Genomic DNA, 17,537 nt, shown 5'->3' on the forward strand with positions numbered 1-17,537 from the left:
CGTCGTGTCGGCGTGTGCCTACTTCTTCGCGCCCTGGGCAGCGACCGCGGCGGCACCGGCAGCGGCGGCCTCGGGGTCGAGGTAGCGCGAGGGCCCGGTCGGACGGTGCTCGTCGTCGAGCTCGTACACGAGCGGGATGCCCGTCGGGATGTTCAGCCCGGCGATGTCGTCGTCGGAGATGCCGTCGAGGTGCTTCACGAGCGCCCGCAGCGAGTTGCCGTGCGCGGTCACCAGGACGGTCTTGCCCGCGGCGAGGTCCTTCGTGATGTCCGACTCCCAGTACGGCAGCAGGCGGTCGATCACGAGCTTCAGCGACTCGGTGCGGGGCAGGTCCGCGCCGAGGTCGGCGTAGCGGCGGTCACCGTGCTGGGACCACTCGGCGTCGTCGGCGATGGGGGGCGGCGGGACGTCGAACGAGCGGCGCCACTCCATGAACTTGACCTCGCCGTACTCCTCGAGCGTCTGGGCCTTGTCCTTGCCCTGCAGGTCGCCGTAGTGGCGCTCGTTGAGACGCCAGTCGCGCTTCACGGGGAGCCAGGCGAGGTCGGCCTCGAGCAGGGCGATGTCCGCGGTCTGGATCGCCCGGGTGAGGAGCGAGGTGTAGAGGACGTCGGGGACGATGCCGGACTCGGCGATGAGCTCGCCGGCGCGCTTCGCCTCCTTCTCGCCCAGCTCGGAGAGCCGGACGTCGACCCAACCGGTGAACAGGTTCTTCTGGTTCCAGTCACTGTTGCCGTGACGGAGCAGGACGAGCGTGGAGGTCATGCTCCGATCCTACCGAGCGTCGCCGTCCCCGTACCCTGGTCGCATGCCCATCGGGAACGTCACGCGCGGCACGACCGGGTACAACCGGCTCCGTCGCGTCGACCGGTGGATCGCGACGCTCCCGGCGCTCCGGCGGAGCAGCGACCCCCTGGTCGCGGACGTCGGCTACGGCGCGAGCCCGACGACCACCCTGGAGCTCCGCGACCGTCTGGTGTCCGTCCGGCCGGACGTCGAGGTCACCGGCATCGAGATCGAGCCGTCCCGCGTGGCCCTGGCGAACGCGGGCACCCGCGACGGCGTGACGTTCCGGCTCGGTGGCTTCGAGACCCCGACGCCCGACGGTCGGCGGCCCGCGGTGATCCGGGCGTTCAACGTGCTGCGGCAGTACGACGAGTCCGAGGTCGTGGCCTCGTGGCGGGTCATGCAGGACCGTCTGCAGCCGGGCGGGGCGCTCGTGGAGGGCACCTGCAACGAGGTCGGCCGGGTGGCGTCCTGGGTGACGCTCGACGAGCACGAGCCGCGGACCTTCACGGTGTCCCTGCGGCTGGCCGGCCTCGACGTGCCGAGCATCGTCGCGGAACGCCTGCCGAAGGCCCTCATCCACCGCAACGTCCCCGGGGAGCGCGTGCACGCGTTCCTGCGCGACCTGGACCTGGCGTGGGCGGTCGCCGCACCGCTCGGCACGTATGGGCCCAGGCAGCGCTGGCTCGCCGCGGTCGCCGGCATGCGGGACCGCGGGTGGCCGGTGCTGCACGGCACGACGCGGTGGCGGCTCGGGGAGCTCAGCGTGCCGTGGTCAGCGGTCGCGCCCGCCTGAGGGCAGGCCCGACGGGCCCGACGGGGCCCGCAGGACACCGGTGTTCGTGCGCCGCGCCGCGGACGTCCGCGGCGCCACTGCTGAACACCGGTGTTTCGGGGGCGGCGGCGGGGGCTAGGAGCGCTTGACTGCGCCGAGCCGGGGCAGCCGCGGCACGTTCGCCGTCGCACCCGCGCCCGGCGGGACGATGGTCTCCTGCGCTGCCGTCACGACGACGTCGTCCGCGATGAGGGTGAGGACGGCGGCCGGGTCGAGCGAGCGCTTGACGATGGCGAGCCCGACGGGGCCGAGCTCGTGGTGCACGGCCGACGCGGCGAGCCGACCGACCTCGGTGCCGTCGAGCGTGACCGGGGTGCCGGGAGCGGGCAGCACGGCGTCCGAGCCGTCGAGGTGCAGCATCACGACCCGACGCGGCGGGTGCCCGAGGTTGTGGACCTTGGCGACGGTCTCCTGCCCGCGGTAGCAGCCCTTGCTCAGGTGCACGGCGGAGCGGAGCCAGTCGAGCTCGTGCGGGATCGTCCGCTCGTCGACGTCGCGGAGCGAGGGGCGCCAGGCGGCGATGCGCAGGGCCTCCACCGCGAGGAGCCCCGCGGCGGGCCGGTCGGACGCGGCCAGGGCGGCAGCGGCGTCCGAGGTGAGCACCGCGATCCGCAGCGTCCAGTCGGAGCCGGGGTGGGCCTCCAGGCTGGCGTAGCCCCATCCGCCGGGCGCGACGACGCTCCACGGGTCGACCCACTCGACGACTGCGTCGGTGACCGCGCCCGTGTCGGTGAAGGACCCGACGGTGACGAACTCGGCGCTGCGGTCGGCGACCTCGATCCGGAGCATGAACCGCATCGACGTCAGCCACGCAGCGAGCGGGGCGGCGTCGAGGGGCTCGGTGAGGAGCCAGGTGGTCTCGCCGTCGTCCACGACGCGGGCGGCGTGCTCGACCCGACCCGAGGCGTCCAGCACGAGCGTCTCGGTGCTGACACCCGGCGCCAGGCCGAGGAGCAGCTGCGACGTGATCGAGTTGAGCCAGGACAGGCGGTCGGGACCGGTGACGGTGACGACACCGAGGCCGAGCTCGACGACCGCGGTGCCACGCTCCAGCAACCGCTGCTCGCCCAGGGGGTTGCCGAAGTGGGCGGCCGGGCCCTCCGCGGACGCGACGAAGCCGTCACGCGCGGCGAAGACGGCCATCAGTCGACCTTCGCGAGCTGCCCCGAGGCGTGCGAGGTGAGTCCCTGGCCGAGCGCGGCGATGTCCCACGCCCAGAAGAGCTTGCCCTCGACCAGCCCGTACAGGCGGGTGGCCGCGGAGTACTCCTTGGCGTTGGCCGAGCGCATCACGGCGTCGGTGGCGAGGTCGATGCGGCCCTTGCGGACCTGCCCGACGTAGAGCTCGTTGACGCCGGTGGGGTGGATGATCATGGCCTCGACGTCGAAGCCGTCGTTCGCGTTGCGGAGCGCCTCGACGCTCTGCGTGGTCGTGAACGGCGCGTTCCCCTCGCCCATGAGCATCGCCGGGCCGCGGTCACCCGGCTCGGACGGCCGGTCCAGGCGCCAGTAGCCCATCTCGGCGGCCAGCGGCGTGTGCTGCTCGTCGAGGAGCCACGTGGTGGACGTGTAGTTGAGGTACGGCAGGCCGTCGTGGCTGAAGCTCACGCGCTGGCCGAACTCGTACGAGCGGACCTCGGGTTCCTCGTCGTCGCCGGACGGTTCGCCGATCGGGTACTCGACCACGCCGGTGCCCTCCCAGACGCCGACGAGCCAGGAGAGCGGGACGAGTTCAGCGGCCAGGCCCTCCGGCAGTTCGATCAACGCTGACCCTTGAACAGCTTCACGACGACGGTCACCGAGATGAACGCGATCGCGAGCGACGCCAGGCCGAGGAGGCCCACGTAGAAGAGCTCGAGCGCAAGCAGCGAATCCATGCCAGGAGTCTACGCGGCCAGGCTCAACGTGCCAGGAGCACCACGGCGGTCACGAGCACGACGACGAACGAACCCGAGGACGCGATGCTGATCCGCTCGACCAGGCCGTCCTTGGTCGCGGTGATGAGCTGCAGCACGAAGCTGACCATCACCGACGCCACGAACACGAGCAGCAGCCACGCGAAGGAGTCCCGCTCGCTCAGCGTCAGGACGAGCACGGCGCCGACGATCGTCAGCAGCCACACGGGCAGCACCGACGTCAGCTGCAGGCGGCGCTGGTCGGCGGGCGGGACGGGCTCGGTCACGTCCCCATCATGACAGGCGCGGTCAGGGCGGCGTGTCGAGCATCACTAGGATGTCTCCACGACGTCTTCCCGCTCTGGAGGTCCTGTGGCACAGCTCCTGGTACTCACTTCGGCTGCGCCCGGCGACGTCCTGCCGGCCCTCGGCCTCCTGAGCCACCGGATCCGCCACGTGCCGGCGGAGGCCTCGCACCTGGTCAACGCCCCGCAGAGCGACCTGATGTTCGTGGACGCCCGCACCGACCTGGTCAGTGCGAAGGCCCTGTGCAAGATCCTCGCCACGTCCGGCTCGACGACGCCCATCGTGCTCGTCGTGACCGAGGGCGGCCTGACCGCGGTCACGAGCGAGTGGAACGTCGACGACGTCGTGCTCGAGACCGCCGGCCCCGCCGAGGTCGACGCCCGCATCCGCCTGAGCTCCGGCCGGGCCGCCAAGAACCAGACGGGCTCGAAGATCCAGGCCTCCGGGGTCGTCATCGACGAGGCCAGCTACTCGGCGAAGGTCCGCGGCAAGCCGCTCGACCTGACCTTCAAGGAGTTCGAGCTCCTGCGGTTCTTCGCCACGCACCCGTCGCGGGTGTTCACGCGCGAACAGCTCCTCAGCGAGGTCTGGGGCTACGACTACTTCGGCGGCACCCGCACGGTCGACGTGCACGTCCGTCGCCTGCGCGCCAAGCTCGGTGACCTCGAGTCGCTCATCGGCACCGTCCGCAACGTCGGGTACCGCTTCAACGTGTACGAGGACGAAGCCGACCGCCTGATGGGGCAGTAGTCGTGCCCGACCTCGGCGCCTTCGTCGTCCCCGGCGAGCCGCCGCCCTTCTCCGACCAGACCTTGGTCGACGTACGCGCCGGCCGTGCCGTCGTGCTCGAGGAGCCCGACGGGGTCCCAGCCGGACCCGACGGGGTCGCAGCCGGACTCGACGGGGTCGCGGTGGTGCGCGACGGCGAGCTCGAACTCGTCGTCCGCCGGGAGGCCCGTGGCCACGGCACCGGGACTCGTCTCGTCGAGCGGGCGCTCGCGCTGGGCGGCGGGGCCGCACCGCGGCTGGCCTGGGCGCACGGCGACAGCCCGGCGGCGCGGGCCATCGCCACCCGGTACGGCTGGGCCCCCACGAGGACCCTGCTGCAGCTCCGCGCGCCGGTGCCGACCACCGGGGCAGAACTCGGCCTCCCGACCGGGTCCACCCTGGCCGCCTTCCGGCCCGGCACCGACGAGGCGGACTGGCTCGCGCTGAACGCCGCGGCCTTCGCGTCCCACCCGGAGCAGGGGTCGATGACGATGGACGACCTGCTCGCGCGTGAGGCCGAGCCGTGGTTCGACGCCGCTGACCTGGTGCTGCTGCGGGATGCCTCCGGCGCGCTCGCGGGGTCGTGCTGGCTCAAGGTCGAGGACGGCATCGGCGAGTTCTACGCCGTCGCCGTGCGCCCGGACCTGCAGGGACAGGGCCTCGGTGGCGTGCTCATGCGCGCCGGGACCGCCCGGTTGGTCGGACGGGGACTCGCCGCCCAGGCGCTCTACGTCGAGGGCGACAACGAGCCCGCGCTGGCGCTGTACCGGCGGTCCGGGTTCACGCAGCACGCGATCGACGTGCAGTACGCCGCGCCGGCCTGATCTCCTCCACAGCAGCCTCGTTCACCGCACGTTCCCACAGGCACACCCTCCGGCCCTCCGACCGCAGCACGCGGGTGGCAGGATGTGGGCATGGACACCGAACCGCAGCTCGACGGCGACTCCGTCTCGAACGACCTCGACGACTTCGACGAGGTCGTCGAGGTCGAGCACGAGTCCCTGCCGTCGGACCGCTACTTCGACCGCGAGATCAGCTGGCTCCGGTTCAACCAGCGGGTCCTCGAACTGGGTGAGGACCGCACGGTCCCGCTGCTCGAGCGCGCCAACTTCCTGGCGATCTTCGCGTCGAACCTCGACGAGTTCTTCATGGTCCGCGTCGCCGGTCTCAAGCGCCGGATCGACACCGGCATCGCCGTGCCGACGAACGTCGGCCGCGCACCGAGCGACGTCCTCCGGGACATCGCCAAGAAGGCCCACGAGCTGCAGGACCGCCACGCGCAGGCCTTCATCGGCTCGCTGAAGCCCGACCTCGACGCCGCCGGCCTGCACATCGAGCACTGGTCCGACCTGGGGGAGGACGACCGCGCCCGGATGCGCGAGTACTTCGCCGAGCAGATCTTCCCCGTCCTGATGCCCCTCGCGGTGGACCCGGCACACCCGTTCCCGTACATCTCCGGCCTGTCGCTGAACCTCGCGGTGCGCGTGCGCAACCCGAAGTCGCAGCGGCAGGAGTTCGCGCGGCTCAAGGTCCCGCAGAACTTCTCGCGACTGATCAAGCTGCCGGACGACAACTCCGGGCGCATGCGCTTCATCCCGCTCGAGGACCTCATCGCGAACCACCTCGGCGACCTGTTCCCGGGGATGGAGGTCCTCGAACACCACGTGTTCCGCGTCACCAGGAACGAGGACGTCGAGATCGAGGAGGACGAGGCCGAGAACCTCATCCAGGCCCTCGAGCGCGAGCTGCTGCGTCGACGCTTCGGTCCGCCCATCCGCCTCGAGATCACCGAGGACATGGACCCGGTGACGCTCGACCTGCTCGTCCGGGAGCTCGACATCACGGAACAAGAGGTCTACCGGCTGCCGTCCCCGCTGGACCTCGGCTGCCTGTTCGAGATCTCGAAGATCAACCGGCCCGACCTGCACTACCCGAAGCACGTGCCGACCACCCCCGTGCAGTTCCAGCCGGGCGAACCGAACACCAAGCCCGACCTGTTCCGTGCCATCGCGGCCAGGGACGTCCTCGTGCACCACCCGTACGAGTCCTTCGCCACGAGCGTGCAGGCCTTCCTCGAGCAGGCGGCCGCCGACCCGAACGTGCTCGCGATCAAGCAGACGCTGTACCGCACGTCGGGCGACTCCCCCATCGTGGAAGCCCTCATCGACGCCGCCGCCGCGGGCAAGCAGGTGCTGGCACTGGTCGAGATCAAGGCGCGCTTCGACGAGCAGAACAACATCACCTGGGCGCGCAAGCTCGAGAAGGCCGGCGTGCACGTGGTCTACGGCCTGGTCGGGCTGAAGACGCACTCCAAGCTCGTGCTCGTCATCCGACAAGAGGGCGGCACGCTCAAGCACTACAGCCACATCGGCACCGGCAACTACAACCCGAAGACCTCGCGCATCTACGAGGACATGGGGCTGTTCACGGCGGACGACGTCGTGGGCAAGGACCTCACCCGCCTGTTCAACGAGCTCTCCGGGTACGCGATCGAGAAGAAGTTCAAGCGGCTCCTGGTCGCTCCGCTGCACCTGCGGAAGGGCCTGCTCAAGCGCATCCAGGTCGAGGCCGACAACGCCCGCGCCGGACTGCCCTCCGGCATCCGGATCAAGGTCAACTCGATGGTCGACGAGCAGATCATCGACGCCCTCTACCTGGCCAGCCAGGCCGGGGTGCCGATCGACGTCCTGGTGCGCGGCATCTGCTCGCTCAAGCCCGGGCTCGAGGGCGTCAGCGAGACCATCCGCGTGCGCAGCGTCGTCGGGCGGTACCTCGAGCACTCCCGCGCGTTCGCCTTCCACAACGACGGCGACCCGTTCGTGTTCATCGGCAGCGCCGACATGATGCACCGCAACCTCGACCGCCGCGTCGAGGCCCTGGTGCGCCTGTCCGACCCGGCCCACGTGAACGAGGTCACCGAGGTCTTCGACCTGGCGATGGCCGAGACCACCAGCTCGTGGCACCTCGAGTCCGACGGCGAGTGGACCCGCCACTCCACGGACCAGGACGGCCGCCCGTTCGACGACGTGCAGAATGTGATCATGCGGAAGATCTCGGCGCGGAAGCGCTCCACGCGGTGAGCGGCACCTCCGCAGGCCCCGTCCTCGCGGCGGGGGCAGTGGTGTGGCGCGAGCAGGACGGGGAGCCGCTCGTGCTCCTGGTCCACCGTGAGCACCACAAGGACGTCTCCTTCCCCAAGGGCAAGGTCGACCCGGGCGAAGCGGTCCCCACGGCCGCCGTCCGCGAAGTCCTCGAGGAGACCGGCCACCGCGTCCACCTCGGCGCCCCGCTCGGCACCGCGGAGTACGTCCTGCCGAACGGCCGCGACAAGGTCGTGCAGTACTGGGCGGCCCGGGTGTCCTCGAAGGAACTCGAGCGCGCCGGCACGTTCCGTCCGAACCACGAGGTCGCCGCGATCGAGTGGGTGACGATCGACGACGCCCGCGCCCGGCTCACCTACGCCCGCGACGTCGAGATCCTCGAGCGCTTCGCCGAGCGCGCCGACACCGGCCAGCACCGCACCTTCGCGCTCATCGCCCTGCGGCACGCCAAGACCACGCCGGGCTCCGACTGGCACGGCCCCGACGCCACCCGGCCGCTCCTGGCCGTCGGCCGTGCGCAGGCGAAGGCCGCTGCGGCACCGATCGCCGCGTTCGGCCCGAAGAAGATCATCAGCAGCACGGCCGCACGGTGTCTGGCGACCGTCGAGCCCCTCTCCGACCGGGTCAAGCTCGGCGTCTCCAGCACGCCCGACATCAGCCAGGACGCCCACGAGCAGGGCTCCGCCGACGTCAAGGGCGTCGTGCGCAAGCGCCTCGCGAAGGGCAAGTCCGCCGTGTTCTGCTCGCACGGCCCGGTGCTGCCCGACATCGTCGCGCGGATCGCCACGGACACCACCGACGACACCGACCGCTTCGACCTGCGCCGTGCGGCGATGCTGTCGGTCGGCGACTTCGCCGTGCTGCACATCGCCGACGACACGCTCGTCGCCGTCGAGACGCACCGCAACACCGTCACGGCGTAGCGCGACGCCCCGGGCGCACCTGCGCTGCAGCGCCCGCGTCACGACCAGGGCCCAGACCCAGACCCAGACCCAGACACGAAACCGGTCCCGGACCCGGACCCGGCCCCGGAACCGACCCCGTTGCCCGGTGTCGCCGCGCGCCCGAGCCGGGGCGAGCCTCCCGTCCGCCGCCGGGCACGCTGTTCCCGATCCTGCCCCCGGAACCGCCCCCGTGCCCGCGTTCCGCGCCGCGTCACCCCCTCGTTCACCTCCCGTTCACCGGCGGGCGTCATCCCGGTCACTTCGCGTCCCTACAGTCGCTCGCGGGTCGGCACCGGCCCACGGGACTGAACAGCGGTCCCACCTGCACTCCACATTCCCGAAGGGACCCCTGTGAACATCAAGCGAATCGGTTCGATCGCAGCAATCGCGATCGCCGGCGCAGTCGTGCTCTCCTCGTGCGCGGCGAACGAAGGCGGCGCGGGCAGCACCTCGTCGGCTTCCGCCTCGGGTGTCGACTACTCGAAGCTCTCCGGCACCCTCACCGCGTCGGGCTCCTCCGCGCAGCAGACCGCCGAGACCGTCTGGGGCACCGGCTTCCAGGACCAGGCCTCCGGCGTCACGGTCAACTACTCGCCGGACGGCTCCGGCGCCGGCCGCAAGAACTTCATCTCCGGCGCGGCGGACTTCGCCGGCTCGGACGCAGCGCTCTCCGACGAGGAGCTCGCTGGCACCTTCGCGAACTGCGCGGCGGACTCCAAGGCCATCGACATCCCGGTCTACATCTCCCCGATCGCCATCGCCTTCAAGGTCGACGGCGTCAAGGACCTGACGCTCGACGCCAAGACCATCGCGGGCATCTTCTCCGGCAAGATCACGAAGTGGGACGACTCCCAGATCGCCGACCTGAACAAGGACGCGAAGCTGCCGAGCGCGAACATCACCGTCGTGCACCGCTCGGACGACTCGGGCACCACGCAGAACTTCTCCGAGTACCTGTCGGCGAACGCCGGTGACGTCTGGACCGAGGCGCCCAGCCAGACCTTCCCGTACCAGGTCGGCGACGGCGCTGCGAAGGGCTCCGGTGTGGCCTCGGCCATGCAGGGCGCGACCAACGCGATCACCTACATCGACGACTCCGGTGCGGGCGACCTCGACAAGGCCAAGCTCATGGTCGGCGACAAGGCCACCGAGCTCTCCGCTGACGGCGCTGCCAAGGTCGTCGCGGACTCCGAGACGGTCTCCGGCCGCGAGACGAACGACCTCGCGATCGACATCAACCGCAAGGACACCGCCGAGGGCGCCTGGCCGCTCGTGCTCGTCTCCTACGCCATCGCGTGCCAGGAGTACAAGGACGCCGACAAGGCCGACCTGGTCAAGTCGTACCTGACCTACGTCGTGTCGGACGACGCCCAGAAGGCCGCCGCGACGGAGGCCAAGTCGGCCGCCCTCTCGTCGGACCTCGGCAAGAAGGCCGCTGACGCGGTCGCCTCGATCAAGTAACAACTCCTCACCGAGAGCCCGGGTGCCGGTCCTCCCACGGACCGGCACCCGGGCACTTCCCCGTCTCCCGACAGGAGTCCCACGCCCCATGACCTCCGCACCCGTCCAGCAAGGCGCTTCCCTCGCCCCGGCGAAGGCCAAGTCCGTCGTCCGTGTCGGCGACCGTGTCTTCTCCGCCGCCTCCGTCATCTCCGGCGGCCTCATCCTGGTCGTGCTCGCGCTGGTCGCCGCCTTCCTCGTCTGGCAGAGCATCCCCGCCTTCTCCGCCAAGGTCGGCGAGCTGCCCAACCAGGCGGCGAACTTCTGGGACTACGTCGGACCGCTCGTCTTCGGCACCATCTGGTCGGCGCTCCTGGCGCTCGTCATGGCGGTCCCGCTCGCGCTCGGGATCGCGCTCTTCATCTCGCACTTCGCACCGCGGCGCATCGCACCGCTGCTCGGCTACGTCATCGACCTGCTCGCCGCGGTCCCGTCGGTCGTCTACGGCCTGTGGGGCATCGTGGTGCTGTCGCAGTTCGTCAAGCCCTTCTACGCGTTCCTCAACGAGTACTTCGGCTGGATCCCGCTGTTCTCCGGGCAGGTGTCCGGCACCGGTCGCACGATCCTCACGGCGGCGATCGTCCTCGCCGTCATGACGATCCCGATCATGACGGCGATCATGCGCGAGATCTTCCTGCAGGCGCCGACCCTCAACGAAGAGGCCGCGCTCGCCCTCGGCGCCACGCGCTGGGAGATGATCCGCCTGTCGGTCCTGCCGTTCGCCAAGTCCGGGATCGTGTCCGCGATCATGCTCGGCCTCGGCCGTGCGCTCGGCGAGACGATGGCGATCGCCCTCGTGCTGTCGGTGTCGACGAACATCTCGTTCAAGCTGCTCACGTCCCTCAACCCGTCGACCATCGCTGCGAACATCGCCCTGCAGTTCGCCGAGGCGTCCGGAACGGCCCTGAACGCGCTCATCGCGTCCGGTCTGATCCTGTTCGTCATCACCCTGGTCATCAACATGCTCGCGCGCTACATCGTGCGCCGACGCGTCAGCTGAGAGGTCGCACCCCGATGTCCCTCGCAATCCGTCCGACCGGCGGCAACGTCTTCGCCAACGGCAAGCTGCACACCTCCGTCCCGTGGCTGCTCCTCGCCGGCAGCTGGGTCGCCCTGGCCCTCGTCTTCGCCCTGCTCAACGCCGGCGGCGCCGTCAAGGACTTCAACGTCGTCGCCGCGGTCTTCCTCGGCACGGTCCTGTTCGACGTCCTCATCGTGGTCGTCTCCCGGATCGTCGAGGGGGGCCGCAAGGCCGTCGACCGCCTGGTCACGTCGCTCGTCATCACGGCGTTCGTCATCGCCGTGCTCCCGCTGGTGTCGCTGCTCTGGACGGTCCTCGCGGACGGCCTGGCCCGGTTCGACGTCGCGTTCTTCTCGTACTCGATGCGCGGGGTCATCTCCGTCGGTGGCGGTGCCCTGCACGCCCTGATCGGCACGCTCGAGATCACCCTGTTCGCGGCCGTCATCAGTGTCCCGATCGGCCTGCTCACCTCGATCTACCTCGTCGAGTACGGCCGTGGGGCCCTGGCCCGCGGCATCACGTTCTTCGTCGACGTCATGACGGGCATCCCCTCGATCGTCGCCGGCCTGTTCGCCTACTCGCTGTTCGCGCTGTTCCTCGGCCCGGGCGCACGGTTCGGCCTGGTCGGCTCCATCGCCCTCGCGGTCCTGATGATCCCGATCATCGTGCGCTCGACCGAAGAGGTCCTGAAGATCGTGCCGATGGAGCTCCGCGAGGCCTCGTACGCCCTCGGTGTCCCGAAGTGGCTGACGATCGTCAAGGTCGTGCTCCCCACCTCGCTCGCCGGCATCACGACGGGCGTCATGCTCGCCATCGCCCGCGTCATCGGTGAGACCGCTCCCCTGCTGGTGACGGCCGGCTACACGTCGAGCATGAACTACGACCTGTTCGGCAACCCGATGATGACCCTGCCGGTGTTCGCGTACACGCAGTACTCGCAGCAGGGCGCCAACCCGGTGCCGTTCGTCGACCGGGCCTGGACCGCAGCACTGGTCCTGATCCTCATCGTGATGCTGCTGAACCTGCTCGCCCGGTTCATCACGCGTCTCTTCGCCCCCAAGCTCTCCCGCTAGCCCCCCGGAAGGTCACACTGTGTCCAAGCGCATCGAGGTCGACGGCCTCAACGTCTACTACTCGAAGTTCAAGGCGGTCGAGGGCGTCGACATGACGATCGAGCCCCGCACCGTCACCGCCTTCATCGGCCCGTCCGGCTGCGGCAAGTCCACGTTCCTCCGCACGCTCAACCGCATGCACGAGGTCATCCCCGGCGCCTACGTCGAGGGCTCGGTCAAGGTGGACGGCGACGACCTGTACGCCCCCGGCGTGGACCCGGTCATCGTCCGTCGCCAGGTCGGCATGGTGTTCCAGCGCCCGAACCCGTTCCCGACGATGTCCATCAAGGACAACGTGCTGGCCGGCGTGAAGCTCAACAACAAGCGGGTCAGCCGCTCGGAGGCCGACGACATCGTCGAGCGGTCCCTGCAGGGCGCGAACCTGTGGAACGAGGTCAAGGACCGCCTCGACAAGCCCGGCATGGGCCTGTCCGGTGGTCAGCAGCAGCGTCTCTGCATCGCCCGTGCCATCGCCGTGCAGCCGGACGTCCTGCTCATGGACGAGCCGTGCTCCGCGCTCGACCCGATCTCGACCCTCGCCATCGAGGACCTGATCGGTGAGCTCAAGAAGGACTTCACGATCGTGATCGTGACCCACAACATGCAGCAGGCCTCGCGCGTCAGCGACAAGACCGCGTTCTTCAACATCGCGGGCACCGGCAAGCCCGGTCACCTCATCGAGTACGACGACACCGCGACGATCTTCTCGAACCCGTCCGTCAAGTCGACCGAGGACTACGTCTCCGGCCGCTTCGGTTGATCGGCGGCGCGTCCGTCGCCTGAGACGCGACGCAGAAGAGGCCCAGTGCACGTCCCACAGGACGGCACCGGGCCTCTTCGCGTTGCTCCGCCGGCTACGCGGACGTGGTCGGGACCGCGACGATCGGCGTCGTCGTCGGCTGCTTCGACCCACCGGCCGGCTCGACGGTGATGCCCACGGTGGCGCCCTGCGACTTCGAGCCGCTCAGCACCGCCGAGCGGACTCCGCCGTCGACGTCGTTCATCAGGCCAGCGGACTCGATGGTGCCGCCGGACTCCGCGGAACCGATGTACCAGAGCTCGTAGGTCTTGTCCTTGGGCGCGGCCTTCACGCCGTCGAGGATGACGGCCGACTTGCCGAGCTGGTCGGACCAGACGACCGTGGCCGTCCCGCCGCCCTTGACCGACGACGTGCTCCGAGCGAAGTCCGGGGACGCGTAGATCTGGTCGAGGCCGGAGGCTGCCTGCGAGCTCGTCGGCCCGGGGTTCGAGCCTCCGTCGAAGAGCACACCACCAGCGCCGAGACCGACGCCGAGGAAGACGACACCCACCGCAGCTGCGGCGGTGAGGAACCCAGCGGGACGCTGGAACCAGCGACGGTGTGCGGCAGCACTGGCCGACCCACCGGCGGAGGCGAGGTCCGTGACGGGGGCGATCGGGGCCTCCTGGACGGGTTCCTGCTCCTCGGCACGGGCGTGAGCTGGTCCGGCCGACGCCTGGGGCGTGGTCTGGATCGCGGCCATCAGCGATGCCTTGAGGGAGGCCGGCGGCTCGATCGGCTCGACCGCGTAGGCCAGTGCCCTGGCGGTCTCGGAGAGGGAGTCGGCTTCGGCGCGGAGTTCGGGGAAGGCCGCGAGGGCCTCTTCGATGTCGTGGCGCTCCGCGTCACTGAGGGCGTCGAGCGCATAGGAGCCGGTCAGGAGCGCGGGGTCGTCGTGTCGTTGGGTCATGACGTCACCCCCATCTCGTCGCGTAGACGGATCATCCCGTCGCGGAGACGGGTCTTCACGGTGCCGATCGGCACTCCGAGTTGTTCGGCCATCTCGCTGTGCGAGTAGCCGCCGTAGTAGGCCAGCTGGACTGCCTGGCGCTGGAACTCCGTCAGGCGGCCGAGGGCACGGCTGACGCGTTCGTGTTCGATGCGGATCTCGACCGATTCCGACACCTGGTCGAACCCGGACTCGAAGTCGCGGATGCCGATCTTGGTGTCGCGGTCGCGGGAGGACTGTGCGGCCCGGACCCGGTCGACGGCCCGGCGGTGCGCCATGGTCAGCACCCAGCTGGCGGCACTGCCGCGCTTGGTGTCGAACTTGGCGGCCTGCTGCCAGACCTCGAGGAAGACCTCCTGTGCCACTTCCTCGGACTGGGCGCGGTCCTTGAGGAGCCGCGTGATCAGGCCGAGGACGCGACCCGAGAGTTCGTCGTAGAGCTCGGAGAAGGCCTGCTGGTCGCCTTGGGCGACACGGAGGAGGAGGAGATCCGGCGACGCGGGTGCTGGCTCATCCGAGCTCCAACTGTCGGTGTCGCGTTCCACGAGGGCAAGCATTGCAGGTTTTCCTCCTTCCGGTGTCGTGCGTTCGTGCGGCGTTCAGGTTGCTTCGTTCAGGTTGTGACGAGGGCCTGCACGACCCGCAGGGAATTGACCAGCCGGTGGAGCCGGACCGGGTCGCACAGGACCTCGCCGTGTGACGTTCCGTGAAGTCGGTCACGCTGATGATTCGGCACCCTCGCCCTGTCGGATTGGCCCGGGTGGCTGCGGTTTCCCGCAAGCCGTCCGTGGCGCGCCCGGGAACCGGTCTGTCCACCGTGAGTGAACAGGGCAGCGCGCACAGGCTGCGTCTCCTACAATTGACATCGCCGGGCCGCAGCAAGCCCCGGGCTCCAAAATTCGCCGCTTCGAGCGGCCTCGCGCCGAGAGGCGCTTCTGCGGCCCGGTCTTTCTCTGCCCTCTCGCGGGTCGCGTTCGTCGTGCTTGCACGCCGGAACTGCCGTTCCTGCCTGGAGGCTCGGCTGCTGCCCGGCGGGCCGGTCCGGTCTGCCGCGTGCTCAGTCCAGGGCGTCGCGGCGCCAGAGTGCCGCTGCCGCCGACAGGTCCTCGGCGAGCTCGGCCAGGCGGAAGGCACGGACGGTCAACACGCTCGCGCGCTCCTCAGCCGTGATGTCGGAGTCGTCCGCGACGCTCGTGGCTCCCGCTGCGGCGAGACGGCAGAAGGCGGCACCGCGGTCGAGTGCCACCGCGAAGTCGCCCGTGTAGAGCCCGTGCAGGATGCTGTCCGCGAGCGCGAGGATCTCGGCGGGACCCGTCGGTGCCTCGGCGCCGGCGACGGCCTGGTCGATCGTCCGGATGCGTTCCGTGCCGCGGGTGAAGAGGTAGGCGACCTCGTCCGGGTTCTGCCGGATCACCGTGCGCATGAGGTAGATCCGCCACAGGGTGCCCGGCAGGGTGTGCGGCCCCACGCGTGCCCAGAGTTCGGCGACGGCTTCGATCCCGTGCACGTCGGTGTACGTCACGAGGCGCTCGACCACGGCGGGGTCCGGGTCCTGCCGCACGCGGTGGAGCAGCGCGTTGGCGGTCTCGTGCGCGACGCGGTTCACCAGCGCGGGGTCCTCGCCGCCCTTGATGGCAGCGAACTCGGCGTCGGTGAAGTGGACTGGACGGTGGTGATCGCGAGGCACCCGGGAAGTGTAGGCGGCGCCGGTGACACGGGCATCCCGTCGCCCGATACCCTGGTGGACGAGGGCCTCTAGCTCAGTTGGTAGAGCACCGGACTTTTAATCCGAGGGTCGTGGGTTCGAGCCCCACGGGGCCCACTCCGATCCCGTCCTCACTCTCCCGCTCGGTGAGATCGCACGCGGCGGGCGTGTGAGTCCGGTCGGCGCAATGTGTCCCAGGGGTGCCGGAAAGGTCGCAGACCGCGGCACGGTTGAACTCGGCCTCGACGCGACATAGCGTGGATCGAGTCCTCTGAGAGGAGGCCGCGATGACCACCGAGCCGCACGCACCCCGCGCAGCGACCACCCCCGCGCCACAGCGGCCCCTGGTGTCGGTCGCCGGGCAGGACACCGACTCGGCGATCACGTCCCTCGCCGGCATGTACGCCGGCAAGGCCTGGTACTCCCGCCCGGTCGACGAGAGCTTCTGGTACCGCTACGTCGGTGTCGGCGACGACCAGCTCAGCATCCGACGCTCGCAGATGCACGGGTACCTCCGCGGTGACGTGGCCGTCGAGGGCGAGGTCGTCGTGCAGTGGCTCGAACGTGGGCGGGCGCGGGTCGACGTCGGGCGCGACGAGGTCCGGATGCAGCCCGGCGTCCCCACGATGTTCCCCGTCGAGCGACGCTTCGAGATGGAGTACGAGGACTGGGACCAGCGCCTGGTGCACGTGGACCGCAGCCTGCTCCTCGACGTCGCCGCCGAACACTGGCTCGTCGACGGCACGCTGTCGTTCGACCGTGCCGCGCCGCAGGACCCCGCAGCGGTCGCCCGCTGGCGGACCGCGGTGTCCGGTGCCGTGCACACGCTCCGCGAGGACGGCCAGGCCTCGCTCGCCTGGCACGAAGCCCGACGCGACGTCGCCCGCGCACTGCTGGCCCTGTACCCGCTGCAGGCCGATCTCCTCGGCGCCGACTCCGGCGACCCCGCCCACCGACGACTCCGCGGTGCGGTCGAGTACATCCACGAGCACGTGCACGAGCCACTCACCGTCGCCGACATCGCCCGGGCCGCAGGGCTGAGCGTCCGCGGCACCCAGGACGCCTTCCAACGGACGCTCGACACGACGCCGATGGCCTACGTGCGGGACGTCCGACTGAGCCGCGCGCACGAGGAGCTGCAGTCGCTCGACCCGCGGTCGTCGTCCGTGGCCGAGGTCGCCCGGCGCTGGGGGTTCGCGCACATGGGTCGGTTCTCCTCGACCTACGCCACCCGGTTCGGGGAGTACCCTCGCCAGACGCTGCGACAGTGACGCACTGACCCTGCCATCGTCGCGGGGTACAACCCGTCCCCAGCGTTCTCATGGTGAACCCACTGCGCACACCGGCCGATCCACAGCAGGCAGGTGGGTCCACGCCGTTAGTGTCGTTCCCGGATCCACTGCTCGTGGGTCGACCGCACCACCAGGAACGAAACGAACGGGGTACACCGTGATCGAGCACATCGACGCCACGCACACCAGCACCACCGGGGAAGCGCGCCGCATCGTCGAGCTCGCCGCAGCGACGAACACCACCATGAGCGACCGGCTCCTGCTGGACACCCTCCGCCGCAGGGCACAGGTCACCACCCGGCACATCCGCACGGACTTCGTCGAGGTCGCCACGGGCTCGAGCGTCCTCGGGTACGTGTGCCGGCAGCGCAAGCAGTTCCTCGCCCTGCGCGGGGACGACCCCGCGTGGGCCCAGGAGATCGGCCGGTACGCCACTGAGTCGCTCGCGGTCGAGGCCCTCCGCATGCGTCGCGCCTGACGCGCCACACTCGACGCCACTGACCACGAACGAAGGCCCCGCCGGCT

General features: G+C 70.2%; 18 protein-coding genes and 1 tRNA gene. 12 read left to right on the plus strand and 7 right to left on the minus strand.

From position 1 onward, the window contains the following. Window positions 1-18: 18 nt before the first annotated feature. On the minus strand, window positions 19-765 hold the full coding sequence (locus OVA28_RS01910) for a phosphoglyceromutase (RefSeq protein ID WP_194661492.1): 747 nt from the start codon (window positions 763-765) through the stop codon (window positions 19-21). 43 nt (window positions 766-808) lie between these two features. On the opposite strand from OVA28_RS01910, the gene OVA28_RS01915 reads away from it, so the two are divergent. Then, window positions 809-1,582, plus strand: a complete 774-nt coding sequence (locus OVA28_RS01915) for a class I SAM-dependent methyltransferase (protein WP_268095569.1) — start codon at window positions 809-811, stop codon at window positions 1,580-1,582. 114 nt (window positions 1,583-1,696) lie between these two features. Here OVA28_RS01915 and ygfZ read toward each other — a convergent pair whose 3' ends face one another. The 3 genes from ygfZ to OVA28_RS01930 all read right to left on the minus strand — a co-directional run bounded on the left by ygfZ (window position 1,697) and on the right by OVA28_RS01930 (window position 3,802). Continuing rightward, window positions 1,697-2,764 carry a CAF17-like 4Fe-4S cluster assembly/insertion protein YgfZ gene (gene ygfZ, locus OVA28_RS01920; RefSeq protein WP_268095570.1) on the minus strand — a complete coding sequence of 356 codons (1,068 nt, stop codon included), beginning with the start codon at window positions 2,762-2,764 and terminating at the stop codon, window positions 1,697-1,699. Further along, window positions 2,764-3,384 (minus strand): FABP family protein, encoded by a 621-nt coding sequence (locus tag OVA28_RS01925; RefSeq protein WP_194661495.1) that lies wholly within the window; start codon window positions 3,382-3,384, stop codon window positions 2,764-2,766. The genes ygfZ and OVA28_RS01925 overlap by 1 nt, the downstream gene beginning before the upstream one ends. 136 nt (window positions 3,385-3,520) lie before the next feature. Then, entirely contained in the window at window positions 3,521-3,802 is a 282-nt protein-coding gene (locus tag OVA28_RS01930; protein WP_194661496.1) for a hypothetical protein, read from the minus strand. A gap of 85 nt (window positions 3,803-3,887) precedes the next feature. On the opposite strand from OVA28_RS01930, the gene OVA28_RS01935 reads away from it, so the two are divergent. The 8 genes from OVA28_RS01935 to pstB all read left to right on the plus strand — a co-directional run bounded on the left by OVA28_RS01935 (window position 3,888) and on the right by pstB (window position 13,027). Beyond that, window positions 3,888-4,571, plus strand: coding sequence for a response regulator transcription factor (locus tag OVA28_RS01935; protein ID WP_194661497.1), 684 nt, complete (start codon window positions 3,888-3,890; stop codon window positions 4,569-4,571). A gap of 2 nt (window positions 4,572-4,573) precedes the next feature. Next, entirely contained in the window at window positions 4,574-5,413 is an 840-nt protein-coding gene (gene mshD / locus OVA28_RS01940) for a mycothiol synthase (RefSeq protein ID WP_268095571.1), read from the plus strand. A gap of 90 nt (window positions 5,414-5,503) precedes the next feature. After that, window positions 5,504-7,669, plus strand: a complete 2,166-nt coding sequence (locus OVA28_RS01945) for an RNA degradosome polyphosphate kinase (RefSeq protein WP_268095572.1) — start codon at window positions 5,504-5,506, stop codon at window positions 7,667-7,669. Beyond that, window positions 7,666-8,613, plus strand: coding sequence for an NUDIX hydrolase (locus OVA28_RS01950; RefSeq protein ID WP_268095573.1), 948 nt, complete (start codon window positions 7,666-7,668; stop codon window positions 8,611-8,613). The genes OVA28_RS01945 and OVA28_RS01950 overlap by 4 nt, the downstream gene beginning before the upstream one ends. Window positions 8,614-8,985: 372 nt before the next feature. Next, window positions 8,986-10,095, plus strand: a complete 1,110-nt coding sequence (locus OVA28_RS01955; protein ID WP_194661501.1) for a phosphate ABC transporter substrate-binding protein PstS — start codon at window positions 8,986-8,988, stop codon at window positions 10,093-10,095. An 88-nt stretch (window positions 10,096-10,183) separates the two neighbouring features. After that, a complete protein-coding gene (gene pstC / locus OVA28_RS01960; RefSeq protein WP_194661502.1) occupies window positions 10,184-11,134 on the plus strand; it encodes a phosphate ABC transporter permease subunit PstC in 951 nt (316 codons plus the stop codon). Window positions 11,135-11,148: 14 nt separating this feature from the next. Then, the gene (gene pstA, locus OVA28_RS01965) at window positions 11,149-12,228 is read left to right on the plus strand and encodes a phosphate ABC transporter permease PstA (RefSeq protein ID WP_194661503.1); all 1,080 of its coding nucleotides are present in this window, start codon (window positions 11,149-11,151) and stop codon (window positions 12,226-12,228) included. 19 nt (window positions 12,229-12,247) lie between these two features. After that, the gene (gene pstB, locus OVA28_RS01970; protein ID WP_194661504.1) at window positions 12,248-13,027 is read left to right on the plus strand and encodes a phosphate ABC transporter ATP-binding protein PstB; all 780 of its coding nucleotides are present in this window, start codon (window positions 12,248-12,250) and stop codon (window positions 13,025-13,027) included. A 94-nt stretch (window positions 13,028-13,121) separates the two neighbouring features. Here the strand turns inward: pstB and OVA28_RS01975 are convergent, their stop codons facing one another. The 3 genes from OVA28_RS01975 to OVA28_RS01985 form a co-directional block, all read right to left on the minus strand. Continuing rightward, a complete protein-coding gene (locus OVA28_RS01975) occupies window positions 13,122-13,976 on the minus strand; it encodes an anti-sigma factor (RefSeq protein WP_268095574.1) in 855 nt (284 codons plus the stop codon). Next, window positions 13,973-14,572 carry a sigma-70 family RNA polymerase sigma factor gene (locus OVA28_RS01980; protein ID WP_071273485.1) on the minus strand — a complete coding sequence of 200 codons (600 nt, stop codon included), beginning with the start codon at window positions 14,570-14,572 and terminating at the stop codon, window positions 13,973-13,975. Before OVA28_RS01980 ends, OVA28_RS01975 begins: the two co-directional genes overlap by 4 nt. 500 nt (window positions 14,573-15,072) lie before the next feature. Continuing rightward, complete coding sequence (locus tag OVA28_RS01985; RefSeq protein WP_194630306.1) at window positions 15,073-15,702, minus strand: DNA-directed RNA polymerase subunit beta; 630 nt, start codon at window positions 15,700-15,702, stop codon at window positions 15,073-15,075. Window positions 15,703-15,764: 62 nt separating this feature from the next. Here OVA28_RS01985 and OVA28_RS01990 point away from each other — a divergent pair. The 3 genes from OVA28_RS01990 (at window position 15,765) to OVA28_RS02000 (ending at window position 17,490) form a co-directional block, all read left to right on the plus strand. Beyond that, a tRNA-Lys gene (locus OVA28_RS01990) sits at window positions 15,765-15,837 on the plus strand. A 170-nt stretch (window positions 15,838-16,007) separates the two neighbouring features. Next, window positions 16,008-16,991 (plus strand): helix-turn-helix transcriptional regulator, encoded by a 984-nt coding sequence (locus tag OVA28_RS01995; protein ID WP_268095575.1) that lies wholly within the window; start codon window positions 16,008-16,010, stop codon window positions 16,989-16,991. A 178-nt stretch (window positions 16,992-17,169) separates the two neighbouring features. Continuing rightward, window positions 17,170-17,490 carry a hypothetical protein gene (locus OVA28_RS02000; RefSeq protein WP_194661508.1) on the plus strand — a complete coding sequence of 107 codons (321 nt, stop codon included), beginning with the start codon at window positions 17,170-17,172 and terminating at the stop codon, window positions 17,488-17,490. The last annotated feature ends 47 nt before the right edge of the window (window positions 17,491-17,537 follow it).

Origin of the sequence: Curtobacterium sp. SL109 (assembly GCF_026672405.1) — a bacterium.
GTDB lineage: Bacteria > Actinomycetota > Actinomycetes > Actinomycetales > Microbacteriaceae > Curtobacterium.

Excerpts from the sequence above, each read along its gene's own strand:
- OVA28_RS01910 (WP_194661492.1), bottom strand. The coding sequence starts at position 765 with ATGACCTCCACGCTCGTCCTGCTCCGTCACGGCAACAGTGACTGGAAC.
- OVA28_RS01915 (WP_268095569.1), top strand. The coding sequence starts at position 809 with ATGCCCATCGGGAACGTCACGCGCGGCACGACCGGGTACAACCGGCTC.
- ygfZ (WP_268095570.1), bottom strand. The coding sequence starts at position 2,764 with ATGGCCGTCTTCGCCGCGCGTGACGGCTTCGTCGCGTCCGCGGAGGGC.
- OVA28_RS01945 (WP_268095572.1), top strand. The coding sequence starts at position 5,504 with ATGGACACCGAACCGCAGCTCGACGGCGACTCCGTCTCGAACGACCTC.
- pstC (WP_194661502.1), top strand. The coding sequence starts at position 10,184 with ATGACCTCCGCACCCGTCCAGCAAGGCGCTTCCCTCGCCCCGGCGAAG.
- pstA (WP_194661503.1), top strand. The coding sequence starts at position 11,149 with ATGTCCCTCGCAATCCGTCCGACCGGCGGCAACGTCTTCGCCAACGGC.
- OVA28_RS01975 (WP_268095574.1), bottom strand. The coding sequence starts at position 13,976 with ATGACCCAACGACACGACGACCCCGCGCTCCTGACCGGCTCCTATGCG.
- OVA28_RS01980 (WP_071273485.1), bottom strand. The coding sequence starts at position 14,572 with ATGCTTGCCCTCGTGGAACGCGACACCGACAGTTGGAGCTCGGATGAG.
- OVA28_RS01995 (WP_268095575.1), top strand. The coding sequence starts at position 16,008 with ATGACCACCGAGCCGCACGCACCCCGCGCAGCGACCACCCCCGCGCCA.